General features: G+C 61.8%; 16 protein-coding genes and 1 pseudogene. 15 read left to right on the plus strand and 2 right to left on the minus strand.

Annotated elements, in window-relative coordinates; genetic code table 11:
* Positions 1-264 precede the first annotated feature (264 nt).
* The 9 genes from JQ629_RS17835 to JQ629_RS17875 all read left to right on the plus strand — a co-directional run bounded on the left by JQ629_RS17835 (position 265) and on the right by JQ629_RS17875 (position 9,702).
* Positions 265-1,665, plus strand: a complete 1,401-nt coding sequence (locus JQ629_RS17835; RefSeq protein WP_212413771.1) for an amidase — start codon at positions 265-267, stop codon at positions 1,663-1,665.
* 17 nt (positions 1,666-1,682) lie between these two features.
* Positions 1,683-2,681, plus strand: a complete 999-nt coding sequence (locus JQ629_RS17840) for an acetamidase/formamidase family protein (RefSeq protein WP_212413772.1) — start codon at positions 1,683-1,685, stop codon at positions 2,679-2,681.
* A gap of 33 nt (positions 2,682-2,714) precedes the next feature.
* Positions 2,715-3,953 (plus strand): urea ABC transporter substrate-binding protein, encoded by a 1,239-nt coding sequence (locus JQ629_RS17845; protein ID WP_212413773.1) that lies wholly within the window; start codon positions 2,715-2,717, stop codon positions 3,951-3,953.
* Between the two features lie 113 nt (positions 3,954-4,066).
* Positions 4,067-4,933: an ABC transporter permease subunit gene (locus JQ629_RS17850; protein WP_212413774.1), complete on the plus strand. Its 867-nt coding sequence runs from the start codon at positions 4,067-4,069 to the stop codon at positions 4,931-4,933.
* Between the two features lie 12 nt (positions 4,934-4,945).
* Positions 4,946-6,019: a branched-chain amino acid ABC transporter permease gene (locus tag JQ629_RS17855; protein ID WP_212413775.1), complete on the plus strand. Its 1,074-nt coding sequence runs from the start codon at positions 4,946-4,948 to the stop codon at positions 6,017-6,019.
* A 2-nt stretch (positions 6,020-6,021) separates the two neighbouring features.
* Complete coding sequence (locus JQ629_RS17860) at positions 6,022-6,741, plus strand: ABC transporter ATP-binding protein (RefSeq protein ID WP_192734661.1); 720 nt, start codon at positions 6,022-6,024, stop codon at positions 6,739-6,741.
* The gene (locus JQ629_RS17865; RefSeq protein ID WP_212413776.1) at positions 6,731-7,441 is read left to right on the plus strand and encodes an ABC transporter ATP-binding protein; all 711 of its coding nucleotides are present in this window, start codon (positions 6,731-6,733) and stop codon (positions 7,439-7,441) included. The genes JQ629_RS17860 and JQ629_RS17865 overlap by 11 nt, the downstream gene beginning before the upstream one ends.
* Before the next feature lie 77 nt (positions 7,442-7,518).
* A complete protein-coding gene (locus JQ629_RS17870) occupies positions 7,519-8,280 on the plus strand; it encodes an SDR family NAD(P)-dependent oxidoreductase (RefSeq protein ID WP_212413777.1) in 762 nt (253 codons plus the stop codon).
* 18 nt (positions 8,281-8,298) lie between these two features.
* On the plus strand, positions 8,299-9,702 hold the full coding sequence (locus tag JQ629_RS17875) for an amidase (RefSeq protein ID WP_212413778.1): 1,404 nt from the start codon (positions 8,299-8,301) through the stop codon (positions 9,700-9,702).
* 626 nt (positions 9,703-10,328) lie between these two features.
* On the opposite strand, the gene JQ629_RS37920 is transcribed toward JQ629_RS17875, so the two are convergent.
* Positions 10,329-10,568, minus strand: a complete 240-nt coding sequence (locus tag JQ629_RS37920) for a GntR family transcriptional regulator (RefSeq protein WP_212413779.1) — start codon at positions 10,566-10,568, stop codon at positions 10,329-10,331.
* Between the two features lie 202 nt (positions 10,569-10,770).
* Between JQ629_RS37920 and JQ629_RS17885 the strand changes: the two are divergent.
* Positions 10,771-10,887: pseudogene (locus tag JQ629_RS17885) on the plus strand (ABC transporter permease); the annotation flags it as partial.
* Here the strand turns inward: JQ629_RS17885 and JQ629_RS17890 are convergent.
* The gene (locus tag JQ629_RS17890; RefSeq protein WP_212413780.1) at positions 10,884-11,894 is read right to left on the minus strand and encodes a LacI family DNA-binding transcriptional regulator; all 1,011 of its coding nucleotides are present in this window, start codon (positions 11,892-11,894) and stop codon (positions 10,884-10,886) included. The pseudogene JQ629_RS17885 and the gene JQ629_RS17890 overlap by 4 nt on opposite strands.
* 244 nt (positions 11,895-12,138) lie before the next feature.
* Here JQ629_RS17890 and JQ629_RS17895 point away from each other — a divergent pair, with 244 nt between their 5' ends.
* From JQ629_RS17895 to JQ629_RS17915, 5 genes are all read left to right on the plus strand, one after another.
* Complete coding sequence (locus JQ629_RS17895; protein WP_212413832.1) at positions 12,139-12,837, plus strand: glucosamine-6-phosphate deaminase; 699 nt, start codon at positions 12,139-12,141, stop codon at positions 12,835-12,837.
* Positions 12,830-13,996, plus strand: coding sequence for an N-acetylglucosamine-6-phosphate deacetylase (locus JQ629_RS17900; RefSeq protein WP_249135126.1), 1,167 nt, complete (start codon positions 12,830-12,832; stop codon positions 13,994-13,996). The genes JQ629_RS17895 and JQ629_RS17900 overlap by 8 nt, the downstream gene beginning before the upstream one ends.
* Positions 13,997-14,102: 106 nt before the next feature.
* A complete protein-coding gene (locus JQ629_RS17905) occupies positions 14,103-15,431 on the plus strand; it encodes an ABC transporter substrate-binding protein (protein ID WP_212413781.1) in 1,329 nt (442 codons plus the stop codon).
* Positions 15,432-15,537: 106 nt separating this feature from the next.
* Positions 15,538-16,428 (plus strand): carbohydrate ABC transporter permease, encoded by an 891-nt coding sequence (locus JQ629_RS17910; protein ID WP_212413782.1) that lies wholly within the window; start codon positions 15,538-15,540, stop codon positions 16,426-16,428.
* Complete coding sequence (locus JQ629_RS17915) at positions 16,425-17,309, plus strand: carbohydrate ABC transporter permease (protein WP_502753099.1); 885 nt, start codon at positions 16,425-16,427, stop codon at positions 17,307-17,309. The genes JQ629_RS17910 and JQ629_RS17915 overlap by 4 nt, the downstream gene beginning before the upstream one ends.
* Position 17,310: the final 1 nt, after the last annotated feature.

The raw sequence follows: 17,310 nt of genomic DNA on the forward strand, positions 1-17,310 counted from the left end.
GGCTTCCTGTCGAACCTTGCTTGCTTCGATCGGGCCGATGACGTCCCGATCCCTGCTTTCGGTGCTCCGTTCGACCCAGGGTCCATGCGATAGATCATAGCCGCGGCATCAGAGCCATTCGTCACCTCATTCTGAGGGGCGGGTGGCTTTTTTTCTTTTGCCGCAAAAGAAGTTGGCGATGCATGCGTGTCGCCAAGCCGGTGACGCATGCACGGTAGCCGGGCCGTGGATGTGCGGGACGCGACGGGCGAGGGACGACAGGCCATGCCAGCGACAGATCTTTGTTACCTCGGGTTGGTTGAGGTCGGACAGCAGATACACGCAAAGAAGTTGTCACCGGTTGAGGTGACGAAGGCGATGCTCGGTCGGATCGAGCGGCTCGATGGCAAGCTCAAAAGCTACGTCTATGTCATGGCTGATTCCGCGCTTGCGGAGGCGGCTGTTGCCGAAAAGGAAATCGCGGTTGGCAGGATCAAAGGGCCACTGCACGGCGTGCCGGTGGCGATCAAGGACCTGTGTTGGGTCAAGGGTGCACCGGCCGCGCATGGCATGACCATCCATCGCGGCTTCCGCCCCGACGAGGATGCCACGGTCGTCGCGCGCCTGAAGGATGCAGGCGCGATCATTCTCGGAAAGTTGCAGCAGACCGAAGGCGCCTACGCCGATCACCACCCAAAAATCGATCCGCCGAAGAATCCGTGGAACGCAGAATTGTGGACAGGCGCCTCCTCGAGCGGTTCGGGTTCGGCGACGGCGGCCGGCCTCTGCTTCGGATCTCTTGGAACCGACACTGGTGGATCGATCAGGTTTCCTTCGGCGGCCAACGGCATCACGGGGCTGAAGCCGACCTGGGGGCGGGTCAGCCGCTATGGGGCATACGAACTCGCGGCAACGCTGGATCATATCGGGCCGATGGCGCGCAATGCGGTCGATTGCGGTGCAATGCTCGGCGTGATCGCAGGCAAGGATGCCAAGGACACCACCGCGGTGCCGTTACCTGTGCCGGACTATCTCGCGGGCCTGCCGGGCAATCTGCGCGGCATTACGATCGGCGTCGATCGGCGCTGGACCAGCGAAGGCACCGACGAGGCCGCAAGCAAGGTCTTGAGCGAAGGTTTGCGGGCTGCGGCAGAGCTTGGTGCGAAGATCACCGAGATCACCTTCCCGGACTCCAAGGCCGTCATCGATGACTGGTTCCCGCTTTGCGGCATCGAGGCGGCGGTTGCGCACGAGGCGACCTATCCGTCGCGCAAGGACGAATATGGCCCCGGACTTGCGGGACTGCTCGACCTTGGCCTTGCGCAATCCGGCGCCGATTATCAGAAGATCGTGCTGCGGCGCGAAGCGTTTCGCGGCGCGGTGCGGATCCTGTTCGAGACTGTCGACTTCATTGCCGTGCCAGCCCAGGCTTTCGCGGCCCCCACGCTCGCCAAGATGGCCGCGCTCGGCGAAGACGCGTCGCTGATTGCCGGATTGCTGCGCTTTACCTGCCCGTTCGACATGACCGGAAGCCCGACCATCACGCTTCCGGGCGGCTTCGCCCCCGGCGGTGGTCCTGTCGCCTTCCAGTTCGTCGGTCGCCACTTCGATGAAGCGGGTCTCGTCCGCGCCGGCGACGCGTTCCAGCGCGCCACCGACTGGCACACACGCCATCCCGCGCTCTGATCAAAGGAACCGTTTGCATGACAGCAGAAGATTGGTTGACGAGTTCCATCATGGCGAAGCGAGCCGTCGCCAAGGGCGTAGCCGGCGCACGCCATAGCCTGACGATCGAGGAGCAAGGGAACTTTCACTACGTCTACGGGCCCTACGCCAAGCCGACTTTGTCGATCGATCCCGGCGGGGTCGTCGTGGTCGAAACCGAAGACGCGTTCGGCGGTGCGCTCACCAGCGAGAGCGACAGTCCCACGGCGAAGCTGAACTTTCCGTACCTCAATCCGCAATGCGGTCCGATTGCGGTCAAGGGCGCAAAAAAGGGCGATTGCCTCGCTGTTTATATCCGTGACGTCGAAACCCGCGGCGAACAACCGGCCGGAACGACCTGCATCATCCCCGAGTTCGGCGGACTCGTCGGGACCAGTTCCACGGCGATGCTGAACCCGCCGCTGCCCGAACGTGTCCGCAAGCTGCATGTCGACAGGAACGGCGTGCGATGGAGCGACAAGATCACGCTGCCCTACGAGCCGTTCATCGGCACGATTGGGGTGTCGCCCGAGATCGAGGCGATCTCCTCCCTACAGCCGGACTATCACGGCGGCAACATGGACCTGCCCGATGTCGGGCCCGGGGCCGTTCTTTATCTGCCCGTGCATACCGAGGGCGGGCTTCTTTACGTCGGTGACTGCCATGCAACGCAGGGTGACGGCGAGCTCTCCGGTGTGGCGCTCGAGCAGCGTGCGACGGTCACGCTCCAGGTCGACCTGATCAAGAACTGGAGTTTCGCCTGGCCGCGCCTTGAGACCCGCGACTTCATCATGACAATTGGCAGCGCCCGCCCGCTCGAGGATGCGGCGCGCATCGCCTATCGCGAACTTACGCGATGGATGAGCACCGACTACGGCTTCGACGAGATCGACGCCTACATGCTGCTCAGCCAGGCCGGGCGAATGCGGCTCGGCAACATGGTCGACCCGAAATACACGATGGGTGCTTCGATCCTGAAAAATTACCTCAAGGCGTGAACTCCACCAGCTTTCAACGAAGGGGATACTTAAATGAAGTCAGGACAACGGCTCAGAACGGCGCTCCTCGGCGCCATACTCGGAGTGGCGGCATTCGGTGTCGCCCAGGCGGCCGAGCCTCCCTTGAAGATCGGCCTGCTCGAAGACGTCTCCGGTGACCTTGCGTTCATGGGTATGCCGAAACTCCGCGGTTCGCAGCTTGCCGTCGAGGAAATCAACAAGAAGGGCGGCATTCTCGGACGGCAGATCGAGCTCATCCATCTCGATCCGCAAGGCGACAACGCTCGCTATCAGGAATTTGCGCGACGTCTTCTTAGCCGCGACAAGGTCGATGTGCTGATCGGAGGCATCACGTCTGCTTCGCGCGAGGCCATCCGGCCCATTATCGACCGGACGACCACTCCGTACTTCTATACCAACCAGTATGAAGGCGGCGTGTGCGATGCCAGCATGATCAGCATGGGGGCGGTGCCCGAGCAGCAGTTCTCGACGCTGATCCCCTGGATGGTCGACAAGTTCGGCAAGAAGGTCTACGTCATCGCCGCCGACTACAACTTCGGTCAGATCTCGGCGGAGTGGAACCGGAAGATCATGAAGGATCTCGGCGGCGAGGTGGTCGGAGAAGAGTTCATTCCGCTCGGCGTTTCACAGTTCGCGCAGACGATCCAGAACATACAGAAGGCAAAGCCGGATTGGATCTTGACGATCAATGTCGGCGCCGCCCAGGACTCGTTCTTCGAGCAGGCCGCCGCAGCCAAGCTCAACCTGCCGATGGGGTCGTCGATCAAGGTCATGCTTGGCTTCGAGCACAAACGGTTCAAGCCGCCGGCGCTCAACAATATGCATGCGACCGCGAACTGGTTCGAGGAGATCGATACGCCTGAAGCCAACGATTTCAAAAAGCGCTGGCGCGCGAAGTTCGCCGATGAGCTCTACATCAACGACATGGGCTACAACGCCTACAACACCCTCTATATGTACAAGATGCTGGTCGAGAAGGCGAAGTCGATCAAGTTGGAGGACATGCGCAAAGTGATCGCGACGGGCGAAGCCTGCATCGAAGCGCCCGAAGGCCAGGTCTGCATCGATCCGAAGAGCCAACACACGTCCCACCGTATGCGTTTGATCTCTGTTGGGCCCCAGCATGAGGTCAAGGTCGAGAAGGACTACGGAACGATCAAGCCGTATTGGCTCGGTGAGATCGGCTGCGACCTCACCAAGAAGAATGACAAGGATCAGTACACGCCCAGTCATCTTCCCAAGAAGTCGTGACACATTGATGGGCACGAATCTTGCTCCTGCAATCGTGCCCATTCGCGTCGTGACGTCGAATTGCACGGCTGCCGCAACGGTGCGGCGCCGTGAAGATGGGGCAGGAGGACTGGATGTCGGCTGAACTATTCTCGATATTCTATCAGTTCGCCGACGTCTTCGCGTTTCTGATCCTGTCTGCGGCCGGTCTAGCCATCGTGTTCGGCATGATGGGCGTCATCAATATGGCGCACGGCGAATTCATCATGTGCGGCGCCTATGTGACCGTCGGACTGGTGAAGCTCGGCGTGCCGCTCCCAATCGCGCAAGCGCTTGCTGCGTTGACGGCGGGATTGATCGGCGTTGCCGTCGAATACCTCGTGGTCAGGCGTTTCTACAAAAGGCCGCTGGATTCGTTGCTCGCGACCTGGGGCCTCAGCCTGATCGTCACGCAATCGATGCTGCTGATCGTGGGGTCGTCGATCACGGGCATCGGCACGCCGGAGGGCAGCTTTGCGATCGGCGGCTATACGTTTTCGACCTATCGCCTGGTGCTGTTTGCCTGCGCGGTCGCCGTGCTGGTCGGTCTCTATGTGACCTTCATGAAGACGCGCTTCGGCGTGATGGCCCGGGCGACGATGCAGAATGCCGCGATGGCCAGGGCATTGGGTGCCCGCACGGGACGCATCTATGCGATCAGTTTCGGCATCGGCGCGGGGCTCGCCGGTCTTTGTGGCGCGCTCTACGCACCGACCATGACTTTGATCCCGACGATGGGGGCTACGTTCGTGGTGGAGAGCTTCGTCACAGTCGTCGTCGGCGGGGCAAATGTTCTGCTCGGAACGGCACCGGCCGCCGTGTTCCTGGCAATCATTCGAATGGCCTTGAATGCGAGCTATGGGCAGATCATCGGCCAGATCGGCATGCTGTTTGCCGTCATCCTGATCATTCGCGTCCTGCCCGAAGGCATTTCCAGTGTGTTGGTCCGTCGCGGACGCTAAGCGGGAGAGTAGATGTTCAAGTTGCTAGATGGTTCGCAGACCTTGGGAAGGGGGCCGACGTTTTGGTCCTGTTTCCTCGTCGTACTGGCAGCCGCGCTGATCTATCCGGTCTTTGCGGACTCCTATGATGTTGGCAACTTCTCTTACTTCTTCATCTGGATCTTCATGGCGCTCGGTCTCTGCCTGATGTGGGGATATGGCGGCATGCTGTCGTTCGGCCAGACGCTCTTCTTCGGCATTTCCGGTTACGCCTATGGCGTGCTGGCCATCAATATGGGGGGCGGATCGACGACGATCGTCGCGCTCGTGCTGTCGATCATGATTGCGATGATCGCGGCCGGTATCCTCGGCTACTTCATGATCTGGGGCGGCATCAGCGGAATCTTCTTCGGTATCGTGACCCTGTCGGCGACGCTGGTGCTGGCCTTCTTCCTTGGGCAGACGGCCGGGCCGGAATGGCGTATCGGCTCCGCACGGCTGAACGGCTTCAACGGCATGAAGGGCATGGATCCGCTCGCGATCGGCGATTTCTACATCGAGGGGGTTGCGCTTTATTACGTGATGGTGGCGCTGATCGTCATCGTTTACCTCGCGCTGCGTATGCTGGTCAATTCGCGTATCGGCAACGTGATCGTCGCCACGCGTGAGAATCCGCAGCGCGCCGAAATGCTCGGTTACGATGTCCGCAAATATCAATTGCTTACATTCATTATTGGAAGCGGGCTCGCGGGTCTGAGCGGGGCTCTCTATACATCCTGGGGTCAGTTCATTACCCCATCGAGCATCGGATTGCCGGCGGCGGCCATGCCGATCGTATGGGTCGCATTTTCCGGACGAAGCGATCTGACCGCGACGCTGGTGGGCTCGTTCCTGCTGCTGTTCGGCTTCCAGACCATCACGGTTTATAGTCAGCAGGCTGCGCTGGTGCTGATGGGAGGCCTTCTGCTCGCCACCGTGATGCTGGCGCCGCAGGGCTTTGTGCTCGGTGTCGGAAAGTTTGTCGCGGATCGATGGAGCGCGCGCCGGCGGCGCGGCTCAAAACTGGCCCTGGCAGACACCAGCCGCCTGCAACCGGAAGAGACCTGATCATGGCGCTGGTCGATGTGAAAGGGGTGACAAAGCGCTTCGGTGGATTGACCGCCGTTTCCGATGTCGATCTGACGGTGAATGTCGGCGAGGTGCACTGTCTGATCGGTCCCAACGGGGCCGGGAAGAGCACATTGTTCAAGCTGATTGTCGGTCTTTATCCGCCGACCAGGGGCACGATCCTGTTCGACTCCGTCGATATCACCGAAGAGCGTCCCTTTGCGCGCGTGCAGCGGGGCATGAGCATCAAGATGCAGGCGCCGAGCGTCTTCAAGGAGCTGCCGGTCCGGCAAAATATCCAGATCGCGCTTCAGAAGCGCTTTTCAGGCGCCAAGCGGGTCGTTGAGGAAGACCGGCTGCTCGCGCTTCTCAATCTGGCGCCGGACAGCAGCAAGCTCGCCGGAGCCCTTTCGCACGGCCAGCAGCAATGGCTCGAGATCGGGATGGCGCTGGCGTTGCAGCCGCAGCTTCTGCTTCTGGACGAGCCGACCGCCGGCATGTCGCCGGAGGAAACGTTCAGGACCGGTGAACTGATCAAATCGCTCAATGGCGAAGGCATGACGGTTCTGGTCGTCGAGCACGATATGGCTTTTGTGCGCCAGATTGCCCAACGCGTAACGGTGTTGCATCTCGGCAAGATCTTCGCGCGTGGAAGTCTGGAGGCGATCATTCAGGACGAGAAGGTGGCCGAAATTTACCTTGGTAAGACACATGTCCACTGATCGAATTCTCGAACTGTCGGAGCTGTGGGCGGGTTATGGCGCCACGCCGATCCTCCAGGGCGTGAGCATGACGATCTCCCGCGGCGAAATCGTTGGCGTGATCGGCCGTAACGGCGTGGGCAAGTCGACGTTGATGCGGTGCCTGATCGGACTCCTTGAAACGTGGCGGGGCACGATCACGTTCATGGATCAGGATGTCACGCAGCTGCCGGCCGACGCCCGGGCCCGCGCCGGCTTCGGCTATATCCCGCAGGGACGGGACGTGTTTCCGCAGATGAGCGTCGAGGAGAACCTGCAGGTTGGTGAACTGATCGGCGGACCGAAGGCGAAGAAGCTGCCGGAGCTCGTCTACGAATACTTTCCGCGGTTGAAGGAGCGCCGGCGGCAGATCGCGGGCACGATGTCGGGAGGCGAGCAACAGCAGCTCGCCATCGGGCGTGCTCTTATAGGCAACCCGAGCCTGATGATTCTCGACGAACCGTCGGAGGGCGTGCAGCCGTCGATCGTGCAGCACATCTGCGAAGCGCTGAAGTCGTTCCGCACTGAACTTGGGACGACGATCATTTTCGTCGAGCAGAATCTCGATACGATCATGGCGATCGCCGAGCGGTGCTACATCATGGAAAAGGGCAAGATCACGCGATCGCTGACCGGCGAGGACGTGACCGCGGACAATGTCCGTGCGCAGCTGTTGTTGTGATGCGCGTAACGTTTGGCGAGCAACTTGCTCGAAAGCAAGAGCCGCCAAAAATCCGCTAGACAGGGAAGGAATCGAACATGGATCTGGGACTCAAGGGAGCCAAGGTTCTCGTCACGGGCAGCACCAGGGGGATCGGCAGGGCGATCGCCGAAACGTTCGTCGCCGAGGGCGCCAATGTCGGCATCTGCTCGCGCAATCAGGCGGACGTGGATAGCGCCGTTGCGGCGCTCAAGGCAAAGGGCGCTGTGGCCTTTGGCGGCGCGCTCGACGTATCCGATGGGGCGGCTCTCAAGGCCTGGGTGAACGATATGGCAGCGAAGCTCGGTGGCGTCGATGTCGTCGTCGCCAATGTCAGCGCGCTTTCCATCGGACAGGACGAGGAGAGCTGGGAGAAGGAATTCTCCACGGATATGATGGGAACGGTGCGTCTGGTGAATGCCGCGATGCCGTATCTCGAGAAAAGCGCCGCCGGAGCGATCGTGACAATCTCCAGCGTCTCGGGCCGGGAGGTCGATTTCGCGAGCGGCCCGTACGGCACTTTCAAGGCCGCGATCATCCACTATACGCAGGGCCTGGCCAACCAGTTGGCCGGCAAGGGCATACGGGCCAATTCCGTGTCTCCGGGCAACACCTATTTCGAAGGTGGGGTCTGGAACATGATCAAGGACAACAACCCCGAACTTTACAAGACCGCGCTGGCGCTCAATCCGACCGGCCGGATGGGCACGCCGCAGGAGATGGCGAACGGCGTCGTGTTTCTTGCGAGCCGTGCCGCGAGTTTCATCACGGGAACGAACCTTGTCGTGGACGGTGCCTTGACGCGCGGCGTCCAGTTCTAGCCGCGGCGGGGTGTCGATATGTCTGCGGATGAGCTGCACTACAAATCCTTATCTGAACTCTCCAAGCTGTTTCGTCGGAGGGAGCTTTTGCCATCAGAGGTTACCGAAGCGGTGTTGAACCGTATCGGCAAACTCGATGGAAGCTTGCACGGATATGCCGTTGTCCTGGCGGAGCGGGCGATGGTGCAGGCCAGGAAGCACGACGGCGAGATCGCCAAGGGTATTTGGCGCGGCCCCCTTCATGGCGTTCCGATCGGGTTGAAGGACCTGTGCTACACGACATTTGCGCCGACCGCGGGCGGGACGAAGATTCATTCGCAGTTCGTCCCGTCGTTCAATGCGACGATCGTTGATCGGCTCGAGCGCGCCGGCGCGGTCACGCTCGGAAAGCTCAAGATGACGGAAGGTGCCTACACCAGCCATCATCCGGACGAGCAGGCCCCGCTCAATCCCTGGAACGCCAATTACTGGGTCGGCTCGTCATCGAGCGGATCTGGTGTCGCGACCTCTGCCGGGCTTTGCTATGGTTCGATCGGCAGCGACACCGGCGGGTCGATAAGATTTCCGTCGGCGACCTGCGGGCTGACCGGAATCAAGCCGACATGGGGCCGGGTGAGTCGGCATGGCGTTTTCCCATTGGCGGACTCGCTCGATCATGTCGGACCGATGTGCCGAAGTGCTGCGGATGCCGCCGCAATGCTGGGCGTCATTGCGGGCGCGGATACAAATGACCCAACGGCTCTGCCGGCTCCCGTGCCGAATTATCTGGCTCGGATCGGGGATGGCGTGCGCGGTCTCAGGATTGGCGTGGACCGAAACTACACCCAGGAAGGAATAGACCCGCAGGTCGTGGCGGCCCTGCTCGAAGCCGAGCGCACGCTCGCGGATCTCGGCGCAGAAATCCGTGAGGTTCGATTTCCATCCTACGAGAAACTTGTCAGTCTATGGATACCGATGTGCTCGGTGGAGACAGCCGAAGCCCACCTGGAGACGTATCCGTCGCGCAAGTCGGAGTACGGTCCGGACCTGGCGCAGTTGATCGAACAAGGCAGATCGGTAAGCGGTGTTGAGATCGCGGCCATTCATCACGAGCGACTGAAATTCTCCGGCAGCCTGGCGGCGCTGTTCGAGGAAATCGACCTGTTGCTCGTCCCCACGATGCCGATGCCGATCCCGACGCTTGCAAAGATGGGTGAATATGGCGCTGATCCCAGCGTGTTGTTGAGCATCTTGCGGTTCACAGCCGTGTTCGACTTCAGCGGCAGCCCCACGATTACGCTGCCGGCGGGAATGACTTCGGATCAGATGCCGCTGAGCATGCAATTGGTCGGTCGCCATCTTTCCGAAGAGGTGCTTGCACGCGCCGCACACGCCTTTCAGTCCACGACGGACTGGCATACGCGGCGGCCTCCCATCGGCTGATGTGTTGGCCGTGGGCACACAGTGCACGGCCTATTATCCGGAGCAGTGCAGCCAACCGTTATCGATGTCGTGTTTACTCGTGCCCCCAAAATGTTGTCTGGCGTCGATAATCGGGCTGTAAGGATCAGGAAGGGCGACCGGGTCGCCTAAAGGAAAATCCGCAACAATCAGCTTTGGCGCGGAGTGTCGTTCGAGGTATCGCCGTGTCATCTTGTCGGGCCGCGCCACACACGGCATTCCTCCCTTGGCGAAGAGAGGCCGCCGGCGGTTTTATAGATCAGGCCGTGATCGGTCAGGTGAGCTCGAGTTTGGCGGTCGCTAACAGCCCCGCAAGCGGGCGTCGGCTCTGCGCTTTTCACACAATAAGTGGATGACGACGACAGATTGCCTCACTAGACTCGCTGCCGAGGTTCATCCCACGGCGCTCATGCCGCATCACTACCGCGACACCATCGCGCCACCGGCCGGTGCGGGCACGATGAAGGAGCTCGCGGCTTGTTGCCGAAAACGGCATGCATTCTGCCGCATGGTGCAGCCGCCTCCCTTCCGACTCCGATGACCGTCGCTGACGCCGAGTTGGTCGTGGATGTCTTTTCGGGATTTCTCGATGAGCACAAGGACATGCTTCATGCGCAAAGAGGCATGAAATGATGGCATTGATGCCTGACATGTAAAGACTTGCGCAGCGGTGTCCGCGAGACTTTCAGCCGCAGTGCAAGCCGGCGCTCTTCGATCACCTCGCCGGGCTGCAGCTGTCGCGACTCGATCAGGTTGCGAAGCTTCAAATAGGTTGCGTCTGTTATGCTGCGATTGGTCCGTGCCGGGTGTTTACTGATTGATTTCTTTGCTTTGTTGACAGAAGGCACGGACGTTGCTTTCGACGATTGGATAGAAATGCGGCCATATCGGTAGACGTACGTTACGTTCTCACCGCTGGCTAAGCCGAAGCTCTGGATGAGCCATCCATTCTCAATGGATGTCCACTTTTATGCAAGACTTCGCGAATTTCCTCTCTCTTTGGATCTCCATGTGACCGCTTCTGGCGCGCAAAGCGGCCGCTCGAGCTTGTTTCTCGGCGAGGCACCATGGATGGCATTCTGGCCCGGGCTCGCGATCATAGCGCTCGTGATCGGCTTCAATCTGACGGGGGACGGCCTGAATGATGCGTTCAATCCCCGGCACTAGCGTGGGTTTGCGGCTCTGCCGGTGGTCTTGCGGATCACAAGGCTGGTGCCGAGAACGTAGCGGACGTCGCTGACGACGCGCGTTTTCAGCATCTCCATCAGCAGCGAAACCGCGACCCGGCCCGCCTCCGTGCACGCATTCGAGACACTGGACAACGGCGGATGGGTCATCGCGCCGAGCACGTCATCGCAGCCGACGATGCTGAAATCTTTGGGCACTTCGATGCCGCGCGCGGCGAGGCCAGCGAGCGCGCCCTGCGCCATGAGATCATCGAAGGCGACCGCCGCCGTGGCGCCGTAGTCGAGAATGGCGGGGGCGGCGAAGTAACCGGTCTGGAACGAAGCCATCTGTGCCGGCACGGTCAGAACCTGGAGATTGTGGACTTTCGCCCGGCGCCGCACCGCGGCGCGCCGCTGCGCGTTCGACCATGAACTCTTTGGCCCGCTGATATAGGCGATGCGCTTGTGACCGAGCGAGGCCAGATGATCGACGGCCTCGGCGACGCCTGCGCCGCTGTCCATCAGCACCCGCGGGATGCCCTTGATGTCGCGGTTGATCAGCACCAGCGGTCGCCGTGCGGCTTGAAAGCGGATTCGCTCGTCGGGTAGCCGCGACGAGGCGAGGATGAACCCCTCCACCTGGGTCGAGAAGCGGTTGACCAGTTTTTCTTCCTGTGTCGGATTTTCGTCGGAATTGCCCAGAAACACGCAAAAATCGAGCTTCTCCGCCTCGACCTGCGCGGCACGGATCAGCGGCGGGAAGAACGGATTGGCGACATCGGGCACGACCAGCGCGACGTTGCCGTACCGACCGGTCGAAAGCGCCCGCGCCGTGTGGTTCGGCACGTAGCCGATCTTCTCGGCGACCGCCATCACCCGGCGCACGGTGTCCGCGCTCAGCATGTCAGGCCGGGTGAAGGCGCGCGACACGGTGGCGCGCGAGACACCGGCGGCTTCCGCCACCTGGCTGATCGTCGGCGCCTCCCGGCGGCTGGTGAGGTCGTCCATCATCGTCCTCTTCGGCACCGGCCGTGCCGGCTTTCCGGGCGCGGCGCAGTAAGCTTGACGCGCAACCGGTTGCATAGAATAGTACAAATGGCATGCCGCAGGCAATCCCGACGGCGGCGCATTGCAAATCCATGTTCGACCCTTGAAGAAATCCGGAATGGAATCGATTGCCGCTTCACGCGAGCCAGTGCGTCACAGGACGGTGGAACGCTTGCGGGTGTTTTCCTTTGCAACGCGCAGGGCGATGGGAAGGAAGGCGGCGCACGACATTGCCGTGGAGATCCGCACAAGGCTGGCTCACGCCGCCGCTATGCGGATGATTTTCGCCGCCGCTCCCAGCCAGGCCGAAATGATCGAAGCGCTGATCGCCGAGCCGGACATCGACTGGCGCCGCATCACAGCGTTCCACATGGACGAGTATATCGGCCTGCCTGCCGGCGCGCCGCAGCGCTTCGCGGTCTGGCTTCGAGAGCGCCTGTTCGACCGCGTGCCGTTCGCCGCGGTCCATTCGATCCTGCCGGAGGGCGATCCGCACGCCGCCGCGTCGCGCTATGCCGCTCTGCTGGATGCTGCGCCGATCGACATCGTCTGCCTCGGCATCGGTGTCAACGGCCACATCGCTTTCAACGATCCGCCGGTCGCTGATTTCGCCGACCCGCAGGACGTCAAGATTGTCGAGCTCGACGAGGTTTGCCGCCAGCAGCAGGTGGACGACGACTGCTTTCCGGATCTCGCGGCTGTGCCCGAACAGGCCGTGACGCTAACGATTCCCCGGTTGTTGCGGGCCGAACGATTGTTCTGCGTGGTGCCGGGCGCGCACAAGTGCGTTGCCGTTGGCAACGCGCTGCACGGACCGATCACCACCGACTGCCCGGCCAGTGTCCTGCGCCGGCATCCCGACTGCACGCTTTATCTCGATGCGGAGTCCGATCCCGATGCCTGAGGCGATGACGACAACCCGCGTCACCGGCCGCGATGTTGGCAGCGGGCAGGGAGTTACCGTCACTGTCGCCGACGGTCGCATCGCGGCCATTGAGCCGACCGATCTGGCGTTGACGTCGGGCCCATATCTTGCCGCGGGCCTGATTGACCTTCAGGTTAACGGTTTTCGTGGCCTCGACCTCAATGACGGCACGGTGACCCCGGCCCGGGTGGCCGCACTAACGCAAATGATGACCGAACTCGGCGTCACCACCTATCTGCCGACGCTGATCACGGCCTCACGCGCCTCGCTCCTTTCGAGCCTTGCGACCATCGCTGCGGCGCGGCAACAATATCCGCTCTGCGCCCGGATGATCCCGTTCGTCCATGTCGAGGGTCCATTTCTGGCACCCGAAGATGGCCCGCGCGGCGCGCATCCGCGCGAGCATGTCCGCTCGCCCGATCTCGACGAGGTCGCTGAATGGCAGCGCGTCAGTGGCGGTCTGGTCGGCAAGATAACGCTGTCGCCGCATCACGATCAGGTTTCGAACTTCATCCGCGCGCTGGTCGGTCAGGGCATTCTGGTCGCCATCGGCCACACGTCGGCAACGGCGGACCAGATACATGCTGCTGTCTCGGCCGGGGCCCGGCTATCTACGCATCTCGGCAACGGCGCGGCGGCGACGTTGCCACGGCACCCGAATTTCATCTGGGCGCAGCTGGCCTGTGACCGGCTCGACGCCGGTTTCATCGCCGACGGCTTCCATTTGCCGGCAGACACGTTCAAGGCAATGCTGCGCGCGAAGGAGCTGAAGCGTTCCTATCTCGTCTCGGACGCCGCAGCGCTCGCCGGCATGCCGCCGGGGGTCTACGACCAGCCGATCGGCGGCCGCGTCGAGCTCGGGCGCGACGGTCGCCTCAGTGTGGCGGGGACGCCATATTTGGCCGGCGCGAGCCGGCCTCTCTGCGAGGATGTCGCGCTGGCCATCCGCATGGCCGACCTGACGCTCGCTGACGGACTCATGTTGGCGACGGTCAATCCCGGCCGTTTTGTCGGTGGCCGCGGCCGACTTGCCGTCGGAGAGGCAGCCGACCTGATCCTGTTCGACTGGGAGCAGGGCGCCGCATCGCTGGCGATCCGGGAGACATATGTTGCGGGGGAAAGGTTCAGTGCCGAATGATGAGGCGTCTTGCTGTGATCCGCAGCAACGGCATCGCTTGACCCGCAACCGGTTGCATAGCAGATTATTGATCAAGGTCAGTCGCCATCGCACGGAGGGGATCACCATGTCTGAAACTTGTCTCGAGCAACCCGGCATCAGGCATCGTCGGGCCGCGCGTCGTTCTTGCCTTGTAGCGGCTTCAGTGATCGGCGCCGCGCTTGTTGCCGGTATCACCACAGCGCAGGCGCAGAAGCTGACGGTGTGGAGCGGCTATCCCGAGATGGAGCCGTTCTACCGCCATGTCGCCGACGGCATGAAGGCCAAATATCCAAAACTCGAGGTCTCGGTCGAGGCCATCCCACTGCGCGAGCACGAGAAGCGCGTCGCGCTCGCGCTGGCGTCGGGCGCAAACAATGCGCTGGTGATCGAACTGAACGCTTCCAGCGCTGCACGCTATGCCAACAATGACCTGTTGCCGAAGGCGCCGGCCAATGTTGTGGCTTTCGTCAACAACCCCGCGAACTTCAGCGATTTCTTTCGCGACCGGGCCAGCCTTGGCGGCACCGTCTACGGCGTGCCGCTGTTTCGCGGCCAGGTGTCGCTGTTCTATAACCTCGACATGTTCAAGGCCGCCGGCCTGACCAAGCCGCCGGCGACCATGGACGAGTACAACAGCTACGCCGAGAAGCTGACGCAGCGCGACGCGTCGGGCAAGGCGACGGTATCCGGCTGGAGCCTGCGCCTCTCGGGCGGCGGTCAGGGCGTCGCCGAGAAATTCTGGATCAACCTGTTCCAGTACGGCGGCAGCATCCTGACCCAAACCGCCGACGGCAAATGGAAATCGACGCTTGCGGGCGAGGCCGGGCGGAAGGCGCTGAAGCAATATCTCGTCAACATCCACAAGACCAAGACCGTGTCGCCGGAGATGCCGGCGGATGCTGAAGCCTTCGAGCGCGGCCAGACCGCGATGTTCATCCGCGAATCCTGGGTAATCGGCGACATCGCCAAGAAGGCGCCCAACCTTGCCTATGCGACCGCGCCGCTGCCGCGCGGCTCGATGAGCGTGCCGGTCAATCTCTATGTCATCGCCAAGGGCGCCGAGGCTGAGGCCGCCTGGGCCTTCGCGCTCGCCGCCGACGAGCCGGACAATCAGCTCTGGATGCTGAAGAACGTGGGTTGGTTGCCGAACCGCGCGGGTCTCGACACTTCCGCGATCACCGGATCGGTGCCGGCCTTCAGCGCTTTCGTCAACAACCCGAAGGGCTATGACCTGTTCGCCGTGCCGGCGATCGACGTCAGCGACGAAGTCCTTACCCGGGTCGCCGCCAAACTGGTCGCAGCCTTCGGTGACGCCAAGCTCGCCGACGACGACAAGGCGATCGACGCGCTTCTTCTGGCAACCGAGAACGAAGTCAACGAGATCCTGAAGCGCGAAGGCATGCTCGGCAAGTGACCTCCCGGAGCCTGCGAAGAAATACCGGCCTCATTCCCGCGCGACGGCTTCGCCGTTGCGCGTGCTTCAGGATGAGGCTCACAGCCTCTGGGAAGTAAGGCGCCAGATGCTGCAGCGGAAAATATGGATCTTTGCGGGCCTCGCGCTGACGCCGATCCTGGCGATCTATGCCACGGTCAGGCTTTATCCGATCGGCGAGACGCTCCGGCTCAGTCTGCATCAATGGAATATCCTGTCGAAGAACAAGCCGTTCATCGGCCTCGACAACTTTCGCGAACTGATCGGCGATCCCTTGTTTCGCGAAGCCTTGCTGAACACCACCATCATCGCCTTCGGCGTGTTGATCATCACGATTCCGACGGCGCTGACTCTCGCCGCCCTGATCTATCATCGTACCCAGTCGCGCTTCGCCGGTTTCTATGAAACGTCCGTCTTCCTTCCCCACGTGGTGTCGCTGGTGCCGGCCGCCTTGGCCTGGAAGTGGATCTTCGATGCCAGGCTCGGTCCGCTCAATGCCTTGCTGGGCTGGTTTGGCGTCGAACCGAAGGCGTGGCTGTTCGACCCGGTGCTCTCGCTGGTCTGCATCATCGTGCTGTGCGCATGGCAGGCGCTCGGTTACGCCGTTCTGATCTACCTCGTCGGCTTCAAGAATTTGCCGCCGGCGCTGTACGAGGCCGCGCGCCTCGACGGCGCTACGGCCCGGCAATCGTTCTGGTATCTGTCGATCCCGTTGCTCAAGCCGATCACCCTCTATGTTTCGGTCGTCACCCTGGTGTCCGGCTTCAACGTCTACGCCCAGGCCTTCATCCTTGCCTCGGATTCGCAGGGCGCACCAGGCCGTCAGGTGCGGGTGCTGGTGCTCGATATGCTGGAGAACAGTTTCCGCAACTACCGCGTCGGCTATGCCGCCTCCGAAGCCGTGGTGCTGCTTGTCATCGTACTGGTCCTGACGCTGATCCAGTTCACGCTGTTGCGCGAAAAGGGGGGCCGGGCATGACCATGACGCCGCATCACTCCGCGCGCGACGATATCGTCGGCGACCCCAGTCGTCTCCTGAAGGTCCGGCTCACCAACCTCGCAATCGACGCCTTCCTGATCGCATTTGGTCTGGCGATGCTGATGCCATTGGTCTTCCTGGTCGCCAACGCCTTCAAGACACCGCAGGAAATCCTGCTCTGGCCGCCGACGGTCGTTCCGCGCGACCCGACTCTGGAAAATTTCAAGTCAGTGCTGAGCGAGACGCCGCTGCTGACCTGGATCTGGAACAGTCTGTTGTTCGCGTGCCTCTCGACGGCGTCGATCATGGCGACGTCGGCGATCGCCGGCTACATCTTGGGCAAATTTCCTTCCAAAATTCTCACCGTCGTCTTTGCCATCATCCTGGCGACCGCGATCATTCCGTTCGAAGTCTACATGATCCCGCTGTATTTCCAGGTCAAGGCGCTCGGCGCGCTGAATTCGGTCGGGGGATTGCTGGTCGGTTATCTCGTGATGAGTTTTGGCATCTTCCTGATCCGGCAGAACGTCATTCACTCGATCCCCGATGAGTTGCTCGAAGCTGCGCGCATCGACGGCGCCGGCGAGTTCTGGGTGTTCTTCTATATCGTGCTGCCGCTATTGCGCGCGCCGCTCGCCGCCCTTGGCGTGCTCGCATTTTTTCAGGCATGGACCGCCTTTACCTGGCCGCTGATTGTCAGCTCGAGCAAGACTTCCTACACCATCGAGGTCGGGCTTGCGCTGTTTCAGACTGGCTTTACCGTAGATGTCGGCCGCCTTAGCGCGGCGTCAGCCGTCGTGCTGATCCCCAGCGTCACGCTGTTCGTGTTCCTGCGCCGCCACTTCGTTCAGGGCGTTGCGAGCACCGGCCTGAAGGAGTGAG

Origin of the sequence: Bradyrhizobium sp. AUGA SZCCT0222 (assembly GCF_018130205.1) — a bacterium.
Classification (GTDB): Bacteria; Pseudomonadota; Alphaproteobacteria; order Rhizobiales; family Xanthobacteraceae; genus Bradyrhizobium.